The organism is Capsulimonas corticalis, assembly GCF_003574315.2.
Classification (GTDB): Bacteria; Armatimonadota; Armatimonadia; order Armatimonadales; family Capsulimonadaceae; genus Capsulimonas; species Capsulimonas corticalis.
Genome location: NZ_AP025739.1, coordinates 6,371,871 through 6,388,084, shown reverse-complemented (window position 1 = coordinate 6,388,084; position 16,214 = coordinate 6,371,871). Strand labels below are relative to the sequence as shown.

Annotated in this window: 14 protein-coding genes; 12 read left to right on the top strand and 2 right to left on the bottom strand. The window is 58.8% G+C overall.

Features of this window, described 5'->3' with window-relative positions:
- The first annotated feature begins 11 nt into the window (after window positions 1–11).
- The 5 genes from D5261_RS27545 (at window position 12) to D5261_RS27525 (ending at window position 7,208) form a co-directional block, all read left to right on the top strand.
- On the top strand, window positions 12–2,135 hold the full coding sequence (locus D5261_RS27545; RefSeq protein WP_119324852.1) for a hypothetical protein: 2,124 nt from the start codon (window positions 12–14) through the stop codon (window positions 2,133–2,135).
- Window positions 2,136–2,202: 67 nt separating this feature from the next.
- A complete protein-coding gene (locus D5261_RS27540) occupies window positions 2,203–2,475 on the top strand; it encodes a hypothetical protein (protein WP_119324853.1) in 273 nt (90 codons plus the stop codon).
- 85 nt (window positions 2,476–2,560) lie between these two features.
- On the top strand, window positions 2,561–5,731 hold the full coding sequence (locus D5261_RS27535; RefSeq protein WP_119324854.1) for a hypothetical protein: 3,171 nt from the start codon (window positions 2,561–2,563) through the stop codon (window positions 5,729–5,731).
- Window positions 5,728–6,582, top strand: coding sequence for a hypothetical protein (locus D5261_RS27530; protein WP_119324855.1), 855 nt, complete (start codon window positions 5,728–5,730; stop codon window positions 6,580–6,582). Before D5261_RS27535 ends, D5261_RS27530 begins: the two co-directional genes overlap by 4 nt.
- Before the next feature lie 71 nt (window positions 6,583–6,653).
- Window positions 6,654–7,208, top strand: a complete 555-nt coding sequence (locus tag D5261_RS27525) for a hypothetical protein (protein WP_119324856.1) — start codon at window positions 6,654–6,656, stop codon at window positions 7,206–7,208.
- 27 nt (window positions 7,209–7,235) lie between these two features.
- Here the strand turns inward: D5261_RS27525 and D5261_RS27520 are convergent, their stop codons facing one another.
- Window positions 7,236–8,276 (bottom strand): acyltransferase family protein, encoded by a 1,041-nt coding sequence (locus D5261_RS27520; RefSeq protein ID WP_119324857.1) that lies wholly within the window; start codon window positions 8,274–8,276, stop codon window positions 7,236–7,238.
- Between the two features lie 97 nt (window positions 8,277–8,373).
- On the opposite strand from D5261_RS27520, the gene D5261_RS27515 reads away from it, so the two are divergent.
- The 5 genes from D5261_RS27515 to D5261_RS27495 all read left to right on the top strand — a co-directional run bounded on the left by D5261_RS27515 (window position 8,374) and on the right by D5261_RS27495 (window position 12,533).
- Window positions 8,374–8,772: a hypothetical protein gene (locus tag D5261_RS27515; protein ID WP_125206365.1), complete on the top strand. Its 399-nt coding sequence runs from the start codon at window positions 8,374–8,376 to the stop codon at window positions 8,770–8,772.
- A gap of 70 nt (window positions 8,773–8,842) precedes the next feature.
- On the top strand, window positions 8,843–10,522 hold the full coding sequence (locus D5261_RS27510) for a LamG-like jellyroll fold domain-containing protein (RefSeq protein WP_125206366.1): 1,680 nt from the start codon (window positions 8,843–8,845) through the stop codon (window positions 10,520–10,522).
- A gap of 608 nt (window positions 10,523–11,130) precedes the next feature.
- Complete coding sequence (locus D5261_RS27505; protein ID WP_301002286.1) at window positions 11,131–11,601, top strand: hypothetical protein; 471 nt, start codon at window positions 11,131–11,133, stop codon at window positions 11,599–11,601.
- Window positions 11,567–12,013 (top strand): hypothetical protein, encoded by a 447-nt coding sequence (locus tag D5261_RS27500; RefSeq protein ID WP_119324859.1) that lies wholly within the window; start codon window positions 11,567–11,569, stop codon window positions 12,011–12,013. Before D5261_RS27505 ends, D5261_RS27500 begins: the two co-directional genes overlap by 35 nt.
- A gap of 76 nt (window positions 12,014–12,089) precedes the next feature.
- A complete protein-coding gene (locus D5261_RS27495) occupies window positions 12,090–12,533 on the top strand; it encodes a hypothetical protein (protein ID WP_125206368.1) in 444 nt (147 codons plus the stop codon).
- Window positions 12,534–12,682: 149 nt separating this feature from the next.
- Here the strand turns inward: D5261_RS27495 and D5261_RS27490 are convergent, their stop codons facing one another.
- Entirely contained in the window at window positions 12,683–12,907 is a 225-nt protein-coding gene (locus D5261_RS27490; protein WP_125206369.1) for a hypothetical protein, read from the bottom strand.
- Here D5261_RS27490 and D5261_RS27485 point away from each other — a divergent pair.
- Together D5261_RS27485 and D5261_RS27480 are read left to right on the top strand one after the other, a co-directional pair.
- Entirely contained in the window at window positions 12,906–14,825 is a 1,920-nt protein-coding gene (locus D5261_RS27485) for a beta strand repeat-containing protein (protein ID WP_301002285.1), read from the top strand. The genes D5261_RS27490 and D5261_RS27485 overlap by 2 nt on opposite strands.
- Window positions 14,825–16,204: a hypothetical protein gene (locus D5261_RS27480; protein ID WP_119318960.1), complete on the top strand. Its 1,380-nt coding sequence runs from the start codon at window positions 14,825–14,827 to the stop codon at window positions 16,202–16,204. The genes D5261_RS27485 and D5261_RS27480 overlap by 1 nt, the downstream gene beginning before the upstream one ends.
- Window positions 16,205–16,214 lie beyond the last annotated feature (10 nt).

Genomic DNA, 16,214 nt, shown 5'->3' with positions numbered 1-16,214 from the left:
GCGCGTTTCTTATGGCCCTCCTCATCCAGCTCGATATCGCCGGCAGTTTCGTGACCGAGGAGGGCTTCAGCGTCGTCCATGGTATGTCCTCTCCGGTCAAAATGGTGACGAAGAATGCCTGGATCCTGCCGAGCGGGCAAGGCGCCATCTTGAAGCCTATCAATTTTGAGGCGACCTGGCCGGCGGCGGCCGGCAAGACGAAACTAACCGACTTCACACTCGACAATACCGCCTGGGAGCAGATCAAACGCGGTGATAACAACGCGCTCTTCATGTCGAGTAAGGGAAACGCCTCCGGCACGCTGGTCTCGCCTCAGTTCGATCCGAACCAGGCCCTGTTCCTCGAAACCTTTGTTTACGGCGTTTCCGGGCAGCCGCTTGATGACTACCTGGTCTGCCAGTTCGGGCAATGGTTCAATCTCCATATCCACGCCGACGGCACGGCGGATGTCGAGGACCTTCGGCCAGGGGCGCTACAGCAATTCCTGGCTGAGGATGTTCCGCTCGCCTCTGGCGGTCAGGACCTGATCGGCAAGCTGCTTCAGATCGCGATCATCCCATGGCGGCGCGGGCGGATCCTCTTTGTCACAAACCAGGGATCCTATTTTGAGGTCTCCTCTGGTACGCGTCCCGACACGAGCGACGCGCTGAAGGGGGCGCGAACACCCGGCGAGGACGTCTATTATGTCACGACGGAATCGGCGCAGGTCACGCTGACGCCTAATCCCGCCGTGCGCGCGTTGCTGACGATCAATACCTTGCGCAATATCGCAAATTCCGGCACGGTGGGCATTGTTCCGACCGCGACGCCGTACGCGCCAGTCGCCGGACCGATCGAGGCGCGCGTCCAGGCGGAGATGCAGGACGGCTGCGCAGCCGTGCTCTCACTCAAGGACGGCGCCGGGAACGCCTATGCGCCGACTCCCATGAACCGTCCCGAGCAGATCGCCTGGACCGTGACGATGACGGCGCCCAAGTCTACAGTGACGCCGCAGCTCTTCGGCGTCGATATCCGATTTGACCGCGGACTTGGTAATCGCGTCTACACGACGAATAATATCGGCTCTCCGCAGTCGGCGAATCTCACGCTCTCACGCGATCGCGGGCAAAAGTCCTTCAGTTTTACGCTCGACAACCCGAACGACCGCTGGACGAGCGTCAAGGACCTGTGGAACCGAAAGGTGAGGGTCTACCTTCAGCAGGATGGCGTGGACGCGGCCATGGCCGAGATCTTCTCGGGATACTCGGACCCAGTGGAGTTTATCGACGGCCGGGACAGCAAGATCACCGTACCGTGCAGCGGCCGGCGCAAGATGCTGCGCTACTCGCTTCTCTCCGACTCGCAGCGCTTCGACGCGATGACGCACGCGAGCGCGGTTTACCGCATCCTCTACGACGCCGGCGTTGACCCGGCGGATATTATCGTCGAAGAGGATGGCGTGACGCTCGACGAGGCGGACTTCGGCGAAGAGCCGCTGTGGCGCCCAGCGAACGGCCAGAGCCGCGACGAGTTTATCCAGCACATCTGCGATACCTTCAGCGGATATGTGTTCGACGATATCGGCGGACGGTTTTATTACTGCAGCCGCGACTACTTCACCCGCGCGGCGCTCGCCGGAACGATCTCTATCCCGACGATCTACCAGCAGACGCCGATCGACACGCTCACGCAGATGCCGATCGCGGCCGCGCGCGGACCAAACCCCGCTATCATGGTAGCGCTTGCAAACAGCGTCAAGCAGTCCGACGCCACGGAGCCGCTCGCGAACGACTTCTGGGTGCTGGGACGAGACGGGAAAACCGGAGAGATCGTCGCGGCGCACTACGTGGACACGGATTCGATCAGTAACCGGACGGCGTTCAATTATGTCGGGGAGCGCCGCGTCTTTATTTACGCGACGGCGGCGATCGCATCGGTCGATTCCGCGCAGCGCACGCTCGGCGTGCTGGCCGCGCGCCTCTCGCAGCCGATCCGCCCGGTCTCCTTCGATCTACCCGACTATCAGATGTCTATTCCAATTGATGGACCGGTGAACATTGAGGGCTTCGGCCTCGCCCTGATCACGGAGATCGGCGGCGCGGAGTGGACCAATGACCGCTGGCGCCGGACATCCTACTCTGCCGAGCTTTTGTAGGAGAGAGTTTTGATCTATATAGACAGGTATCCATAGTGAAAGATATCGATATTGACAGGCATCGATTATGATCTACATTGACCCAGCGACAGCCAACCGTCTGAACCGCAACATTCACCGTCAGGGGCCGCAGCATCCGGAGGCGCGCCGCGTCGTCGCGCGCGCAACCACGGCGGATATGAACCCGGTGACCGGGGCACACACGATCATGCACGGCGGGACGGACGGATCCCAGCGCCGGCAGACGACATCGCTCAATATCATTCTCTCGACCGGCGATCTCGGGAAGGCGTTTCACTGGGGCGTGGTGGGGTTTGGCTGGGGCGAGGGTGTTTTGTGAGAAGGACTTGGACGAATCATATCGCACGGAGATCGATCATATCGCACGGGGACGGATAGTAACGCACTGGGATGGATATTAAAAGATGGCGATTATTCCACTCAATGATATCGTGACGTGGGAAGTGGAGTTCCAGTGGTCCGCCGCCGCGATCGGCTCCAATGCGAAGAAGGCGGAGCTCGATTTCGTTATTCTCAGCGTTAACCCGCCCTACACCTTCTTCATTCTCAGATACTTTCCCTATACAAACCAGTGCTTTATCGATTATTTCGGCCGCACCGTCGGCGGGGGGGAGATCACGCCTTCCGGCGCCGTGCGGCTCTCCTGGCAGGGACAGGACGTCTTCGACACGGCTTACGGAATCGATTCCTTTGGCCTGGTGCAGCAGCGGCATCGCCGGCTCGGCTACGGAGACCTCAGCATTAACGGCGTCACCTACCCGATGCCTGCGGTCTGGGACATGCCGGCTCCTCTCTTCTATTGCACACAGCTCTCGTGTGAGGGAAGCGCGAAGGTAGTCTCCTTTGGCCCCGAAGGCAGGATGATCAATTTTCGATCCGCCTACGCGCAGTCCTACAGCTTTGCCGGCGTTTCGATTACCTCGTCGGCGGATGGGAGCTCCGGCTCCTTCTCGGGCGCCCCGCTGCCGATCATTGGAAATAATGACCCGCCGATCATCGTGCCTCAGACCTATCAGAACGGCAAGAATAACTACGCGCAGGGCGGAGGCGCCGGATACGTCATTGGCGGCGACCTGGAGCAGGGCGGCGTCCAGACCGTCGCCTTCTCGCCGTACGGCGTGCTGTATTCGTACGGGGTCACAAATCTCGATCTCGCGGTTATGGCCAGGGATTTTCTGGGGGAGCCCATTGAAGGCATGCCGGCGACGCTCGGCATGGCGCTGTATAACGGTACGGATAATAACCGCTACAACCGCGTCACCTTTCCGGACGCGCTCCATCCCGCATTGCCCAATCTGCCTGTATATACGGACGCCACAGGAAAAGCGCATATCCCGTCGTTTCTCGATCCATCCGGCATCACGGACGACGGCGGCGGCGGAAACCTGACGTACTATGGCGGATACCAGAAGCTCGCGGTCTTTTGCGCGGAGCACACGATCATTGCCGGCAAGAACGGTCTGCCGGGAATGGGGTGGCTGCACGATCACAACCTGGACTATGCCTACAACAATAACGATTATACGCATTCCATGAGCCGTGACCTCCAGGGGCACATCGTGATGCGCACAGACGCGATGCTCGATATCTCGCGCGCTCCGTCGTTTTCGATTGACAACGGGACAACGCTTTGGAAAGGGCAGGCGGTTTCCGGGATCAACAACCCCGCCAAGGCCGCCGCCTGGCAAATCCAGACCATCGCCGGCGCGATGCAGTTCTCGTACCCGAAGTCAGCAGTCGCGAATGGCTATACCTACTCCGTACAGCGAGACCTCTTCGGGGACGTCGCGCGCCGGCGGGCTTTTCGCTGTTTTCGCTGGATGAAGGTACGCATCGCGGCGTCCACGGCGACGACAATCCGCCTGACTCTGCAAAACGACTCCGGCACGCTGTATTCGCCCGGCATCGCCTACAGCTGGACGATCACACTGGGCGCCGGAGAGAATACGCTCGATCTCGACCTGGTGCGCGGGGATCAATATCCGTTCCACAACTATGTCGACCACCAGAAACTTCGCGGTACGATCCCCGCGATCACGCGCGACCCGTTTTACGCAACGTTCGACCAGATCGGTGAGCACCGCATCCGCTCCTATTCGGCGGGGCCAGACGCGGACTGGATCAAGGCGGAAGCGCGCACGCTGATCATCGATCAAATCACGCCGGGCGTTACCTACACACTGCGCGAGATCACGCTCCATGACCGCACCGACGGCAAGCGAACCGCGCAGCGCGCGGACGGGGGCATGATGGAGCCGGGCGGCTCGGCGTCCATGACGGCGTACGAAAAGCCTGCTGTTCAAAACGTCCTGCGCGTGCTCGCGAATGGACGGCCCATCGCCTCCATCCCCGCCAGCGGCGACAACGGTCTATCCGCCGCCATTCCGACATTCGCCGACCTCGCCGCGCGCTGGATCGACACGCTCGATCAGGGCGCGGGCATCTGGAACGTGACGACGCTGAGCCCTTCGGCGAGCAAGATTCCGCTCGCCAGCATGGGGACGCCGACGCCAGTAACGGAAGTCGATGTCGCTGAGACGGGTTTTATCATCAACGCACGCGTTTCGACGCAGACATTTGAGTTCGTCGCGGGCTTTGATGTGACGGTCTCCGCGCATGTCCCGGTCCTATTTGAGTTCGGGACACTGGTCGAAGGCGTCGTGCTCGACGCCAATACAAGGAGCGCGCTCTCTGGAAAGTCCGTCGGTCTCGGGCTTGGCAGTCCGCCGGCGATCGAGCGAACCGTCACGACCGATGATGATGGCTACTTCGCTCTTCCCGGCGTGCGGCATCCCTACTCCTGGAACACCGGAAACATCGCGGCGGGCGCTCCGGTATTCCAGCCCGTTCCCTACGTCGTCCAGGAGACCGAGGACCCTGTGCAGACGCTTCTGATGATTGAGGCGGCGAACGGTAACGAGTTCTTCTACTATGTGCTGGCGAACTCCGCGCCCGTCGGCGGCGGCGAACAGGACCTCGCCCAGGACCATAGCCACGGACGGATTTACCGGATTTTTTCGGAGCAAGGCACATCGAACCTGACGGTCCACGTTCACGAAGGTCACGACGGGCTTCAGAACGCGCCGGTGCGCGCCGCGCCGATCACGGACAAAACCACGGGAGCGCTGCGCACCGGCTTCGCCCCTTCGATCTGGATCAAATCGGGGCAGAGTACGGCGCTGGCCGCCTACCAGCGCGTCGCCGATAAGCAGGCGGTCCTTGCCAAAAGCGACGACGGACTTTTGACGCTGGGGGATGAAATGGCCCTGTTTTCCGCGCCTGGCGCGCTGCCGATGATCCTTCAGGACACCTCCTCGGGCGTTACGTTCGTATTTGGGGCGTTCATTGACGGCGCCAGCGCCACGGTGAAGGTTCTGCGCCTGGACAGCGCGCAGAACCTGATGACCTGGGCGGATGGAACCACGGAGAAGATCATCGGGACGGGGCTTCTCGCCGCCGGCCGCCCCGCCGCGATCATGAACCGCTACGATCCGCGACAGCCGCTGAGCGTCCACTACGGGGACGCCCGCTTCCAGTCCACGGACGGCGGCGAGAACTGGACCCTTTTGACATGAGTCTCTATTTACCCGACATCCCTCTCGACAACCGGGCGAACAAGACGCTCTTTGGGAGCTCCATGCGCGCGATTGACCTTGTGCTGATCAAGGCGCTGGGCGCGGGCGTGATCTCGGGACTGACCGTGGACAACGCGGGAAACCTGCAAATCGGCGAGGCGGCGATCGGTCACGTGGTCGCCGTTACCGCGCCGATCTCCGTTATGACGACGTCATCAAATGTCGTCTCCGCCTGCGCCCCATCGGCGCTGAACTATGTGTTTCTCCAGATGCCGCCCATGCCGTCCGCCGTGCCAAGCGCCGGATCCGCCGCCGGCGTCGTCGGCGTGGACGGTCGGGACGCCGGGCAGATCGTCGTGAACACGAGCGGAGTCGCGCCGGCGAACGCCGCGCTGATCGCCACCGTGCAAACCGGCGCCGGGAACGCGGTTGTTGCGGTCAATAATGCGCCGACCGGGCGCAATAATCTGATCCTGCCCTCGCAGATCCAGGCCCAGATCCAGGCGCTGCGCACGCGCGACCTATTTGTCTCCGGCGCTCTGCCTGTCCAGAATGGCATGATCCTCTGGCGTGTTCCGTCGGCGCTGACGATCACGCAGCTAAAAGCAAGCATCGTGGTGGCGCCGGTCGGAAGCGCGCAAATCTGGGACGTCAAGCGCAATGGTGTCTCCATCTTCTCGGTCTCGGGGAATCGCCTCTCGATCGCCGCCGGCGCGACTCAGGGCGCGTCCGCCGTCGCTGACAACGCCGCCACCTGCGCCGAGGGCGACATCATCAGCATTGACGTCACGCAGGCGGGATCCACATCGCCCGCCGCCGGTTTCGCCGGCACTCTCTACTTCAAAGCGTAAGCTTTCAAAGCCTGAATTTTCACAACTCGTCACCGGCCTTTCGCGGCCTCGTCCTCCCTCGGAGAACCCCTATGGAAAACCTCACCGCCCTTGCGGCAATTAATTCGTGCGCCTCCGGCATTGCTGAAAGCGCTCGGTGGAGCGGCCGTTTTGAAGTCTTCAAATTTGACAATGACGCCCACGCCGCCGCCTGGGAAGCCCGCGAGGCGGAGCCGGTCGAAACCGTTTCAATGGATAATGTGTTCTTGCTGACTGGTCTGAACGAACTGTTTCGCATTGCCGTCGGTCAGAGCGCCAACACATTTACCCAGGCCAACACGCAAATTGGGGTAGGGGACAGCGCCACCGCCGCCTCGAACGCACAGACGGACCTTCTGGCGAGCTCTAACAAGACCTACGTCACCAGCGACGCCAGCGGCGGAATCACCGTCGGCGCAAGTGGCGGCACAACCAATTCGCTGATCGTGCAGGCGACATTTGGGAGCGCGCAGGGCAACTATGCGTGGAATGAGATGTGCGTCAAGCACGGCGTCAGCGGCTTTGTGCTGAACCGTGCGGTGGGATCCCTTGGGACCAAGGCAGCGGGCACGACATGGATCGCGCGGGTGACGCTGTCGATTACATAATCTGGAGCGTGATCGACAGCGTCAGATTCAGCTTAACTCTGACACCATACGCGCCTTCTTCAGCTTTGAGCGGTATGGCTTGTCGATCACGTGATACACCAATAAAGTCATAATGACGGCTCCCAGCACGAGCAACCAAGACGGTGCCGTTCTGCCAGAGCAAGCAAGCAGAAGCATGGTCGGGAAATGGACCAAGTAGAGCGGGTAACTGAGGTCTCCCAGGTAGCCCGAGATCTTATTTAACCAAGCTGGCAACGTTTTCACCATCATGATCACTACGACTGCGAGCGTATACATATATCCTGAATACACACATACTCCAAGGTCATAGTGCGAGATTAGAAAGCCGCCGGATACTAACGCCAATATCCATACCCAGGATTCGGATTGGTGGCGATAGATCAAAAACCCGATCAGCCACGACCAGAGAAGCATGATCGCTCCAAGCCCATACTTCGAACTGTTTGGTTCAGGCAAATGAAACGCGGCGGGAATCAGATATAACAACGCCGACACTGCCCAGAGAATGAGCAGGTTTCGTGTCGATGTCCGAGTGAACAGCGGCGCAAACAAGTAAAATAGGCATTCTATACTGAGACTCCATGTGACCTGATTTGTTTGCAGGTGATCAGTGAGAGTGCCTTGAAGCATGAAAAAGTTTGCGACCACGGTCCATACTGAAGCAGGCGCTTCAAAGAGGCCAACCGCTGAAACTGGCGCCGGTCCATAAATCGCCCATCCAAGGCAGGCCAATACAATCGACGCAAGGTACACAGGGAAAACACGCTCAATTCTCCTCAGGTAAAAGCCTTTGGGTTGCGTAGCGGCTGAATGAGCGATCGAGTAACCTGAAATCAACATGAATACCAGAACGGCAGCGTACCCTGGTAAAAATTTGCTGATTTTTACCGCGATATCCGTTGATGCGCAAAAAAACGGAACATGGTAGAACACGACCATGACCGCTAAATAAAACCTCATGATGGCCAGGACGGACCAGCTGACGCGAGATATCTCACGCTTTTCAGGATTTACCTGCTCCTCAATCCCTCTGCTCAATGTTTGCAAAATTCGAGTTCCTTTTCGTTGTTATTATAACAGACAATGATCTCGGCAAAAGGTTGCCGCCTCACAGATATTCAAAAGAAATTAAACAAGGTTAAGTATGAGCACAACAACACTAACGAGGACAGCAGGCGCTTCCGGCAACGCGCTTGCCCCTCAGGCGCTGGCGAACTCAGCTTCTGTTTCCTTTAACGTCAATCTCTCCGGGGACTACGGCGGCGACCTGTGCGTACAGTTCACAACAGCCAGCGCTGCGCAATCAGCAGGAGGCATCCAGATCGATGTCCGGCGTCAGTACGGATCGGCCCCCATTACTGCGACGGTGAAGAGGCCGTCCATGCAAGTCTTGACAGCAGGAGTCGTCAGTACAACGTTTGCTGATGGATTGACGCTTTCGCCTGGTGTTTATCAAATTACACTAACCAATCTGGACACGGCAAACGGTCTGACGGCTGTCTCAGCGACATTGGACACTTACACCAACCAAACGACGGTTTAGCGCTAGATCAGTATTTCAGAATGCTTCCTAACGGCGGTTGTCAAACTTCAACTACGGCGGTTGCTAAACTATGGCCCTTGAAATCATTAGTCGTTTAGGGGCACAGAAACCTGCCTACCCAAACCCCGAGCTTGATCCAGTCAAGGTCAAAGACTATGGGATTGTTGGGGCATGGGGGTTTACGGAGGCGAGCGGCGTTCCCTCTGACGCTGTGTCCGGCAAAGTGGCGACCATGCACAACATGCTATGGAAGCCCAGTGCGAAGGGGTCCTGTCCGACCAATAACGGATCGGCATGGGTTGACACGAACCTTTCGAACTTGCCCACGGCGGCGGGGACGATTCTCTGGAGTGTCTATCCGAACTTCGTTTATAACGACGGGAATACTCATACATTTTGGTCGTGGAGCACCTCCAATAACGAGTTAACCGCTCATAAATTCGGCGCATCCAGCATTATTGATGTCGGATGGAATAGCAGCGCTGGCGGTGACGACCGAGTACATATTGCCGCCAGCAACGCTCTGATCACACCCAATCTTTGGCAGGACTATGCATTCACATGGTCCCCGGCGGGAAGTTTTTTTTATCGCAACGGTGTATTGATCGCTTCAACGACAACGCCGCCTGTTGCGGTTGCTCCCGCCTCCACATTCCAAATCGGCGGACGCTATAATTTCCCTGCATCAGACCTTGGGACGAATAGTCAGACGGAATATCTGTACTACGCAAATCGCCCACTCTCCCAGGGCGAAATCTCGGCGATTGCTGCGGCGCCCTACTCGATATTCCTTCCTCATCCTGCCCTTCGCTATATCACCGCAATCCCGACACTCATGGTCTCGACGATCAATGTCTCGGACAGCGCGGTCGGCGACGATCAGGGGCGCGCCGGACTTCTCGCCGGCTTCTCCGACGCCGCCACCGCCTCCGATTCCGTAGCGGTCTTGATCGGCCGCGTCTCGATTGCCGCCGGCACAACGGGAACGGTCGCGAGCGCCGGCAGTTCATCCGCCGCGCCGCTCGCCGGATCCTGGCAGATCTTTCTTGGCTCCTCCAGCATCGCGGATTCGTTCGTCGCCAGTGGCTGGAACGTGTCGTATTCCGCAGGGACGTTCACAATCACGGTTCCGCCGGGCACGACGCCCTCAATTGGTCTGGCGAACTATTTCACCGCCTATTACCAGAGCGTTCCTGGCGCCGCGCCTCTCTACTGCTCCTTCGACACCACGCCCGATACTGGCGTCATCAAGTCGATGACCGACAGCGCCGTCGGCGCGGACAGCGCGGCCGGCACGGGGCGCATCGTCACGGTCTCGGACAGCGCGGTTAGTTCGGATACCCAGGGTATGGCGGCCACGATTGGAGTGACTGACGCCGGCGTTGGATCTGAGTCTCCGATAGGCCCGTCACAGGGGATCAACGTCGCGGATAGCGCCGTGAGCACAGATACTCAGGTTGTCGGTGGCTTCCTCGCTGAAGCGCATGAGATGGGGATCGGGTTTGAGACGACGGAGGTAAACGCCTCCGGCGCGGTGACCGACAACGCCTACGGGCAGTCGATCGGCGTCGCGATCTCGATCTCGTCCGCCAGCGCGAGTATCCCCGTCGCCGATGCGGGCGTCGGGACCGATACGATGGACTTCGCCGCAAGCCCCATCATCGCCGTTACGGACACGGCCACCGGAACCGATACCGCGACTGTTCCCGCGCAGAGCGGCGGTAGCTTCGCTGAGGCGTTGCTGAATTAAGGCGGAGCTGCATTGCAACGAGACGGGCAGGATTCCCTTGAGCAATTCGAGCGTGGCGGCGCCGAGGGACGGGGAGTTCCCGCGCAGACAGATCAAGGTTAGGGTTTGAGGGAGATCGCTCTTGTGAAGGGGAACGGGATGCGTAGGGTCTACTGTTATGTAGGGAGGGACGGGAGCGATTGGATTGAATAGAGGAAAATTTACGTATACTCTAATGGGGGCTAGACAGGAAACCGAAAATCCAGTATGATGTAGCTCACTGCAAGCCAAGCGAGCGATATCATTGGTTAACTTTGACCCTGGACTCCTTCAAGCACACTTTACAAAACACAAACAAGAATTTGGCGTTACAACCGCGACTGAATATGAAGCAAAAGCCGCAGCCTTTATCGAGCGTCAGTTACCTCCCCCTGCATCGGTTTGTCGGGCCTGTCCGAGCTGTTCTTGTCTAGCCTACGGAAGAATTCATGAGTGCTCGGTCGATGGAGATCGAGTTCGATTCGATACGATGACAGAGGAGTTCGCGATCCTGGGGAGAAATGGCTTCATTCGGACCTATATGAAGCCAAATCCACGCTTTAATCGAGTGCCGAACCTTAAATATTACCATGATCGCTGTAGACCACAAATTTGAATGCCCGGTGTGTTATTATCACGGAATGTTAGAACCTCCTGTGAATGAGGCCATTTGTTTCTGCTGTGGGACCCAATTTGGGTTTGATGATTACGAGCAGACGCATGATGAGCTTCGCCACGCGTGGATCATGCGTGGGGCGCCATGGTTTGCCGAATGGGATGGTCCGCCACGGGGATGGAGCGCGCGTACGCAGCTTAAGCAAGCTTGCATCACGCTTACTCGCGAGGAGGAACGAGCCATTGCATTGCAATACCTGTCTTCTGAAGCCGTCGTGACGCCTCCGGGCTTCGTCATCTTTATTGAATTGAAGCCTGAGCCTTCAGCGTTATCCGCCATGCGGTCAAGTTTCGGAGCGGGAGCAATTCTCAGCGATCGATTAGAAATCCACGGTTCAAAGGTTGGTAGAGATGCCCCGGCTTTTGCTATTTGCCGCCTGTCGTAAGGCGATACGAGACGGTGACGATAACACCCTGACAGCCGTAGCTCTCTGGAGCTACATTGATGTTGGAATATTTGAGGGCACTGAAATCCTGGATACTGATGTAGTTCCTCAGGAATGGGCAATTATTTCTGCGTGGCGGACTATCCCAGAGGACGAGGGGAAGGACTACGAGCAGAAGATTGAACTGGTGGGACCTAAGGGTGATGTACTGCTTGAATTCGTCTCCCCATTAGTGCTCACACTTAGATCTGCAAATACAATTTTACGATCTACGAATTTTCCTACTCCACAGGGGAATTACGAGCTAAAGCTGTATTTACGCACTTACTCGTCAGAATCTCCCGGAGAATGGCAGATCAAAGCGGATTACCCTATTGAGGTTACTCACGTTTCTGTTAAGCAGTCAGAATAAACATCAGTGACGCGGCCCCAGCAATACCAGCTGGGGCCGTTGTTTTTAGAACTCACGAAGGACGACTGTTAGGAATATGCAAGCAAAAGTTTCCAACATTCGTACGAACATCTTGCTCCGAAACGCCGTGACATGGGGACTGGGCCTGGGACTCACCGTTTTGCTTTGCCTTACGGGAGCAGCGGCAGTGCGTCTCCATGCCTCCGCTCTATTATCGACTTTCGTGATCTCGGCAATCGCGGTACTGACAATCGGCGGATCGCTGGCGTTTTTGACCTTTGTCTGCAACCACTCCTGTATTTCCGTGGAGGGCAGCAGCTCCACCGCAACCGCCGTCAGCGCGATGCTGGCCGCACTGACTCTTCTCACGCTATCGTTCGTGATGAGCCTGATTATGCCGGTCCTTGTCCTGTTCCTTCTGTCTTCGGCCCAGTCCGACCATCGGCAGGGTAAGACGCTACGCCAAAGCAAGGACAACTTCTTCGGTCATATCGTTCCGCAGCGTTTTAGCTTCGGTTAAACGATAGTGATCTTCGGGTAAGCTCCTGGGCTTAGCTCAGCGACAGAGTTCTCACATTTCGAATAATTCGGTTAGGGGCTTCACTTCGGTGAAGCCCTTTTTGTTGCCATCCACGATTGTCGTGAGATGGCTTTTTCTTTGAGTCATGCTCACGCCAATACGCGAACATGACTCATACCTGGGTGGTCATCATGGACTTCGTTGTAATGATCTTCGCCGTTGTTGGATTTTGCGTGATCGGGATCGCGTTGCGCGGCCAGCGAACCGAAATCAAAAACCGATAACACCGCTCTGGATAATTCTTCCTCGGCCGCTCCGCTCCGGAGGCGGCTTTTTTCACGTCTGGAGTATTGCCCCATGCGATCTTCCCCCATGCGATCACTTCGCTCCCTCTATGCTTTACTCCTGTTTCTGATCGCGCTCGGCGTGTCGTCCGTTGTGCTGGTCGTGGCGACGCCCAAGACCGCCGCCGCAGCGAATTACAGCGAGAATTTTGATGGATTGACGGTCGGCAACCAGCCTGCGGGCTGGACCTTGAATACCAATGACAAGGTGGCGACCACGCACCCCGGCAGCTCGCCGAACTCGCTCTCCTTTGCCAGCGGCACGGCGACAGGGTGGTATGCGACATCGTACGGCGCGTGTACCTGGCACAGCACGGTTTACTACGCCGCCGCCAGCTCACAGACCTATATCATCGTCCATTCCGACACAAACGGCAATGCGTACGAAATCACCATTGCTCCCTCGGCCGGCAAGATCGGCGTTCGAAAGATCACGGGACGCGCGGTGACGTCGGGTCGATATACGACGGTGGGAACGCTGACGACGCTCGGGACGGACGCGGGCTATTCAAATCTCTCGTCGTTAGGGATTTCTGCCGGAACCTCTCTGCCCACCGGCAACTATTCCGTCGATGTGGATATCAGCGGCACAACCACGCAGATCATCAAGGCGAGGATCTACGCAAACTCGCCGACGCGCAACGACGCCATGACCTGGGATACCACGGTCACCGACTCAAGCTCCGCCTACCAGAACGGTTTTTGCGGCATCGTGGAAACGGGATCGGGCGCCGGCCAGGTGGACGACGTCAACATCCTTGACAATGCGCCTGTCCCTGGCTTTACGGTCGCGGCGACCTCCGGCACCGTCTACGCCAACGGCACGACGCAGTCGGTCACGGTCACGCCAAACTCCGGTACGACGCTCTCCACCACGGCCTCTTTCACGATATCAGGCGGAACAGGCGCCTCAACGACGCCGATCAGCACGACCTACAATAGTGGCCCAGGCACCTATACGCTGACCTACAACCCGGGGACGCTGCCCACCGGCGCGCAGACGTTCACGGACACGACGGACAGCTTCAGCGCGACCTTTACGCCGACCGCACCGTCGTTTACCCGAAGTCCGACCACGCTGGCGGCGAATAACAGCGCTCAAACTGTGACGATCGTCGGCACAGGAACCAACTTCAACACTGGCAGCACAACGCAGTTTACGATGACGGGCGGAACAGGCGCATCGATCGTTTCGCAATCGGCGTCGAGCACGACGGCCGCCACGCTCAGTATCAACCCGGGCACGGCCTCCGGAGCCACACTGACAATCACGGGGCCTTCCGGCGCGACACAGACGATCACAACGACGACGCCGGCAGCCTTGACGGCAGGGACGATCACGCCCACAGCGGGAGTCAATCAGATCACCTTCACGGCGACGGACGCCACGAATGGCGTTCTGCCCTACGCGTACCAGGTCCAGATCTCGACCGACAACGCCACCTTCAGCACGCCCGGCGCCGGATCGGGACTGACGACGCGCTCGGGAACGATCACGGGACTGACCAACGGCACGACCTACTACGTCCGGATGCGCTACACGGACAACGCCAGCACGGTCGTGACATCTGCCTCCGTCTCCGTGACGCCATCCGCAACGCCCGCGCTTGTCGCCGGCTACACATCAGTCACATACGCGGCGGCCGCCAGCGGGACCGTCAAGCTCAGCTGGACGGCGGCGACCGGCAACAGCGGCAGTCTGACGTATGTCGTCAACTACGGCACGGCGCCGACGTCTCTGTCCACCGCCAGCAGCTCCCAGAGCGCGACCACATTCACCCTGGGCAGCCAGACCAACGGCACAGCGCTTTATTTCCAGGTCGTCGCCAGCGACTCCGGCGGATCCACTGCGGCGTCCTACCCCATCGTCGGCGCGATCCCTTCCACGGTCTCTTCGGGGACCGGGCGCAAAGGAACCACGCATAGCTTCGGACGAGGGAGGCGCTAATGTCTGTTCTCTGGGCGCTGGACGGCTCTCGTTACGCCATCAAGGGATGCGGCGTCTCAACGCCGGCTTACGATAAGCGGGTGCGGAACTGGGGAGCCGGATTCAATCTGACCCCGGCCAGTCTCGATCAAGTGGGAAATCAGCTGTTTTCCCGGGTGTCGTTTATTCGTCATGAGATCCAGGGGGGCGGATCGTTCACAGAGAAGGCCGACGGAACCTGCTATGCGATGCAGGGCGCGCAGTCGAACCTGCTCGGCTATATCAATCGAAAATGGGGCATCCCGTACTGGATCCTGAATACGTTTGCCGCCCCGAGCTCGATCTATCCGGCCATCGCGAATGTGCCCCACCACGCGAAGATGATTCGCCCGAATGGCTATGGACCGGTCACTTCCAACAACCTTTCCAGCCCCACCAGCGTTCAGCTTCAGCTCTGGCGCGACTCCATCGTCAAGGAGATCCGGGCTCTACAGGCAATCGGATGCTACATCACGGTCATCGCGACGCCGAACGAATACTCGACGGGCGCCATCCCGGGCGACTGGTGGCTGGCGGGCGGCGCGACTTCCTCGGCGGCGAACTTCGCAAACTGCGTCTACGGCGGAGCGGGGATGAGCGATGGACTGGGGCTTAAGGATATCTTCCCCGGCTTGCTGCTCTTTAACGACGATCCTAACAACAGCGGAAACGGATATCTGATCGGCAATTCCAATGTCTACCGCTTTGGAATTCACGACTATGCCCAGTACACCACGGCCATCAAGGGCAAGGGCAATACCCCTCCGGTGATCTGGTACGGAGAGTTCAGCTGCACCAGTTTCGCCAACACCGTCGCACGCCTCAATCAGGCGTTCGCCGATGACACGATGGGCGTGGAGCTGATCTCCTGGTGGTGCTGGGCGCGAGACATGACGATCGGCGCCATCACCGCGCCGAACGGTCTGCAATACGTCACGAATTTCGGCCTGTACAACCTCAACTCCAACACGGGAACGGTCACTCCCGGCTCCGTGGGCGGCCTGTATCCGTTCCTAGCCACGCTTCAGGCGCAGGGGCGTTATGGCGGATATTCGTACACCGACGCGGCGACGGGCGGCGGCCTCTCCACGCGCCAGCCGGTGGCAAACACCGTCTACGTGAACGCCTATCAGCGAAACAGCGACTCCAAGTACTCGCTCAAGATTGGCAACACCGGCGGGACCATATACTCCGATACGGTGTCGATTTCGCTGGGCGGCGCAGGAAAACCGATGAGCGGAACGGTGAGGCTTTTCACCGCGTCTTCGGAGGGCGCGCCTTCGGCCGCTTCGACGGACGGCTCGGGAAACCTGACCGTGAGCCTGGCCGCGAACACCATCGCGGTTTATGAGCTGAGCTAAGGAGGGGCTT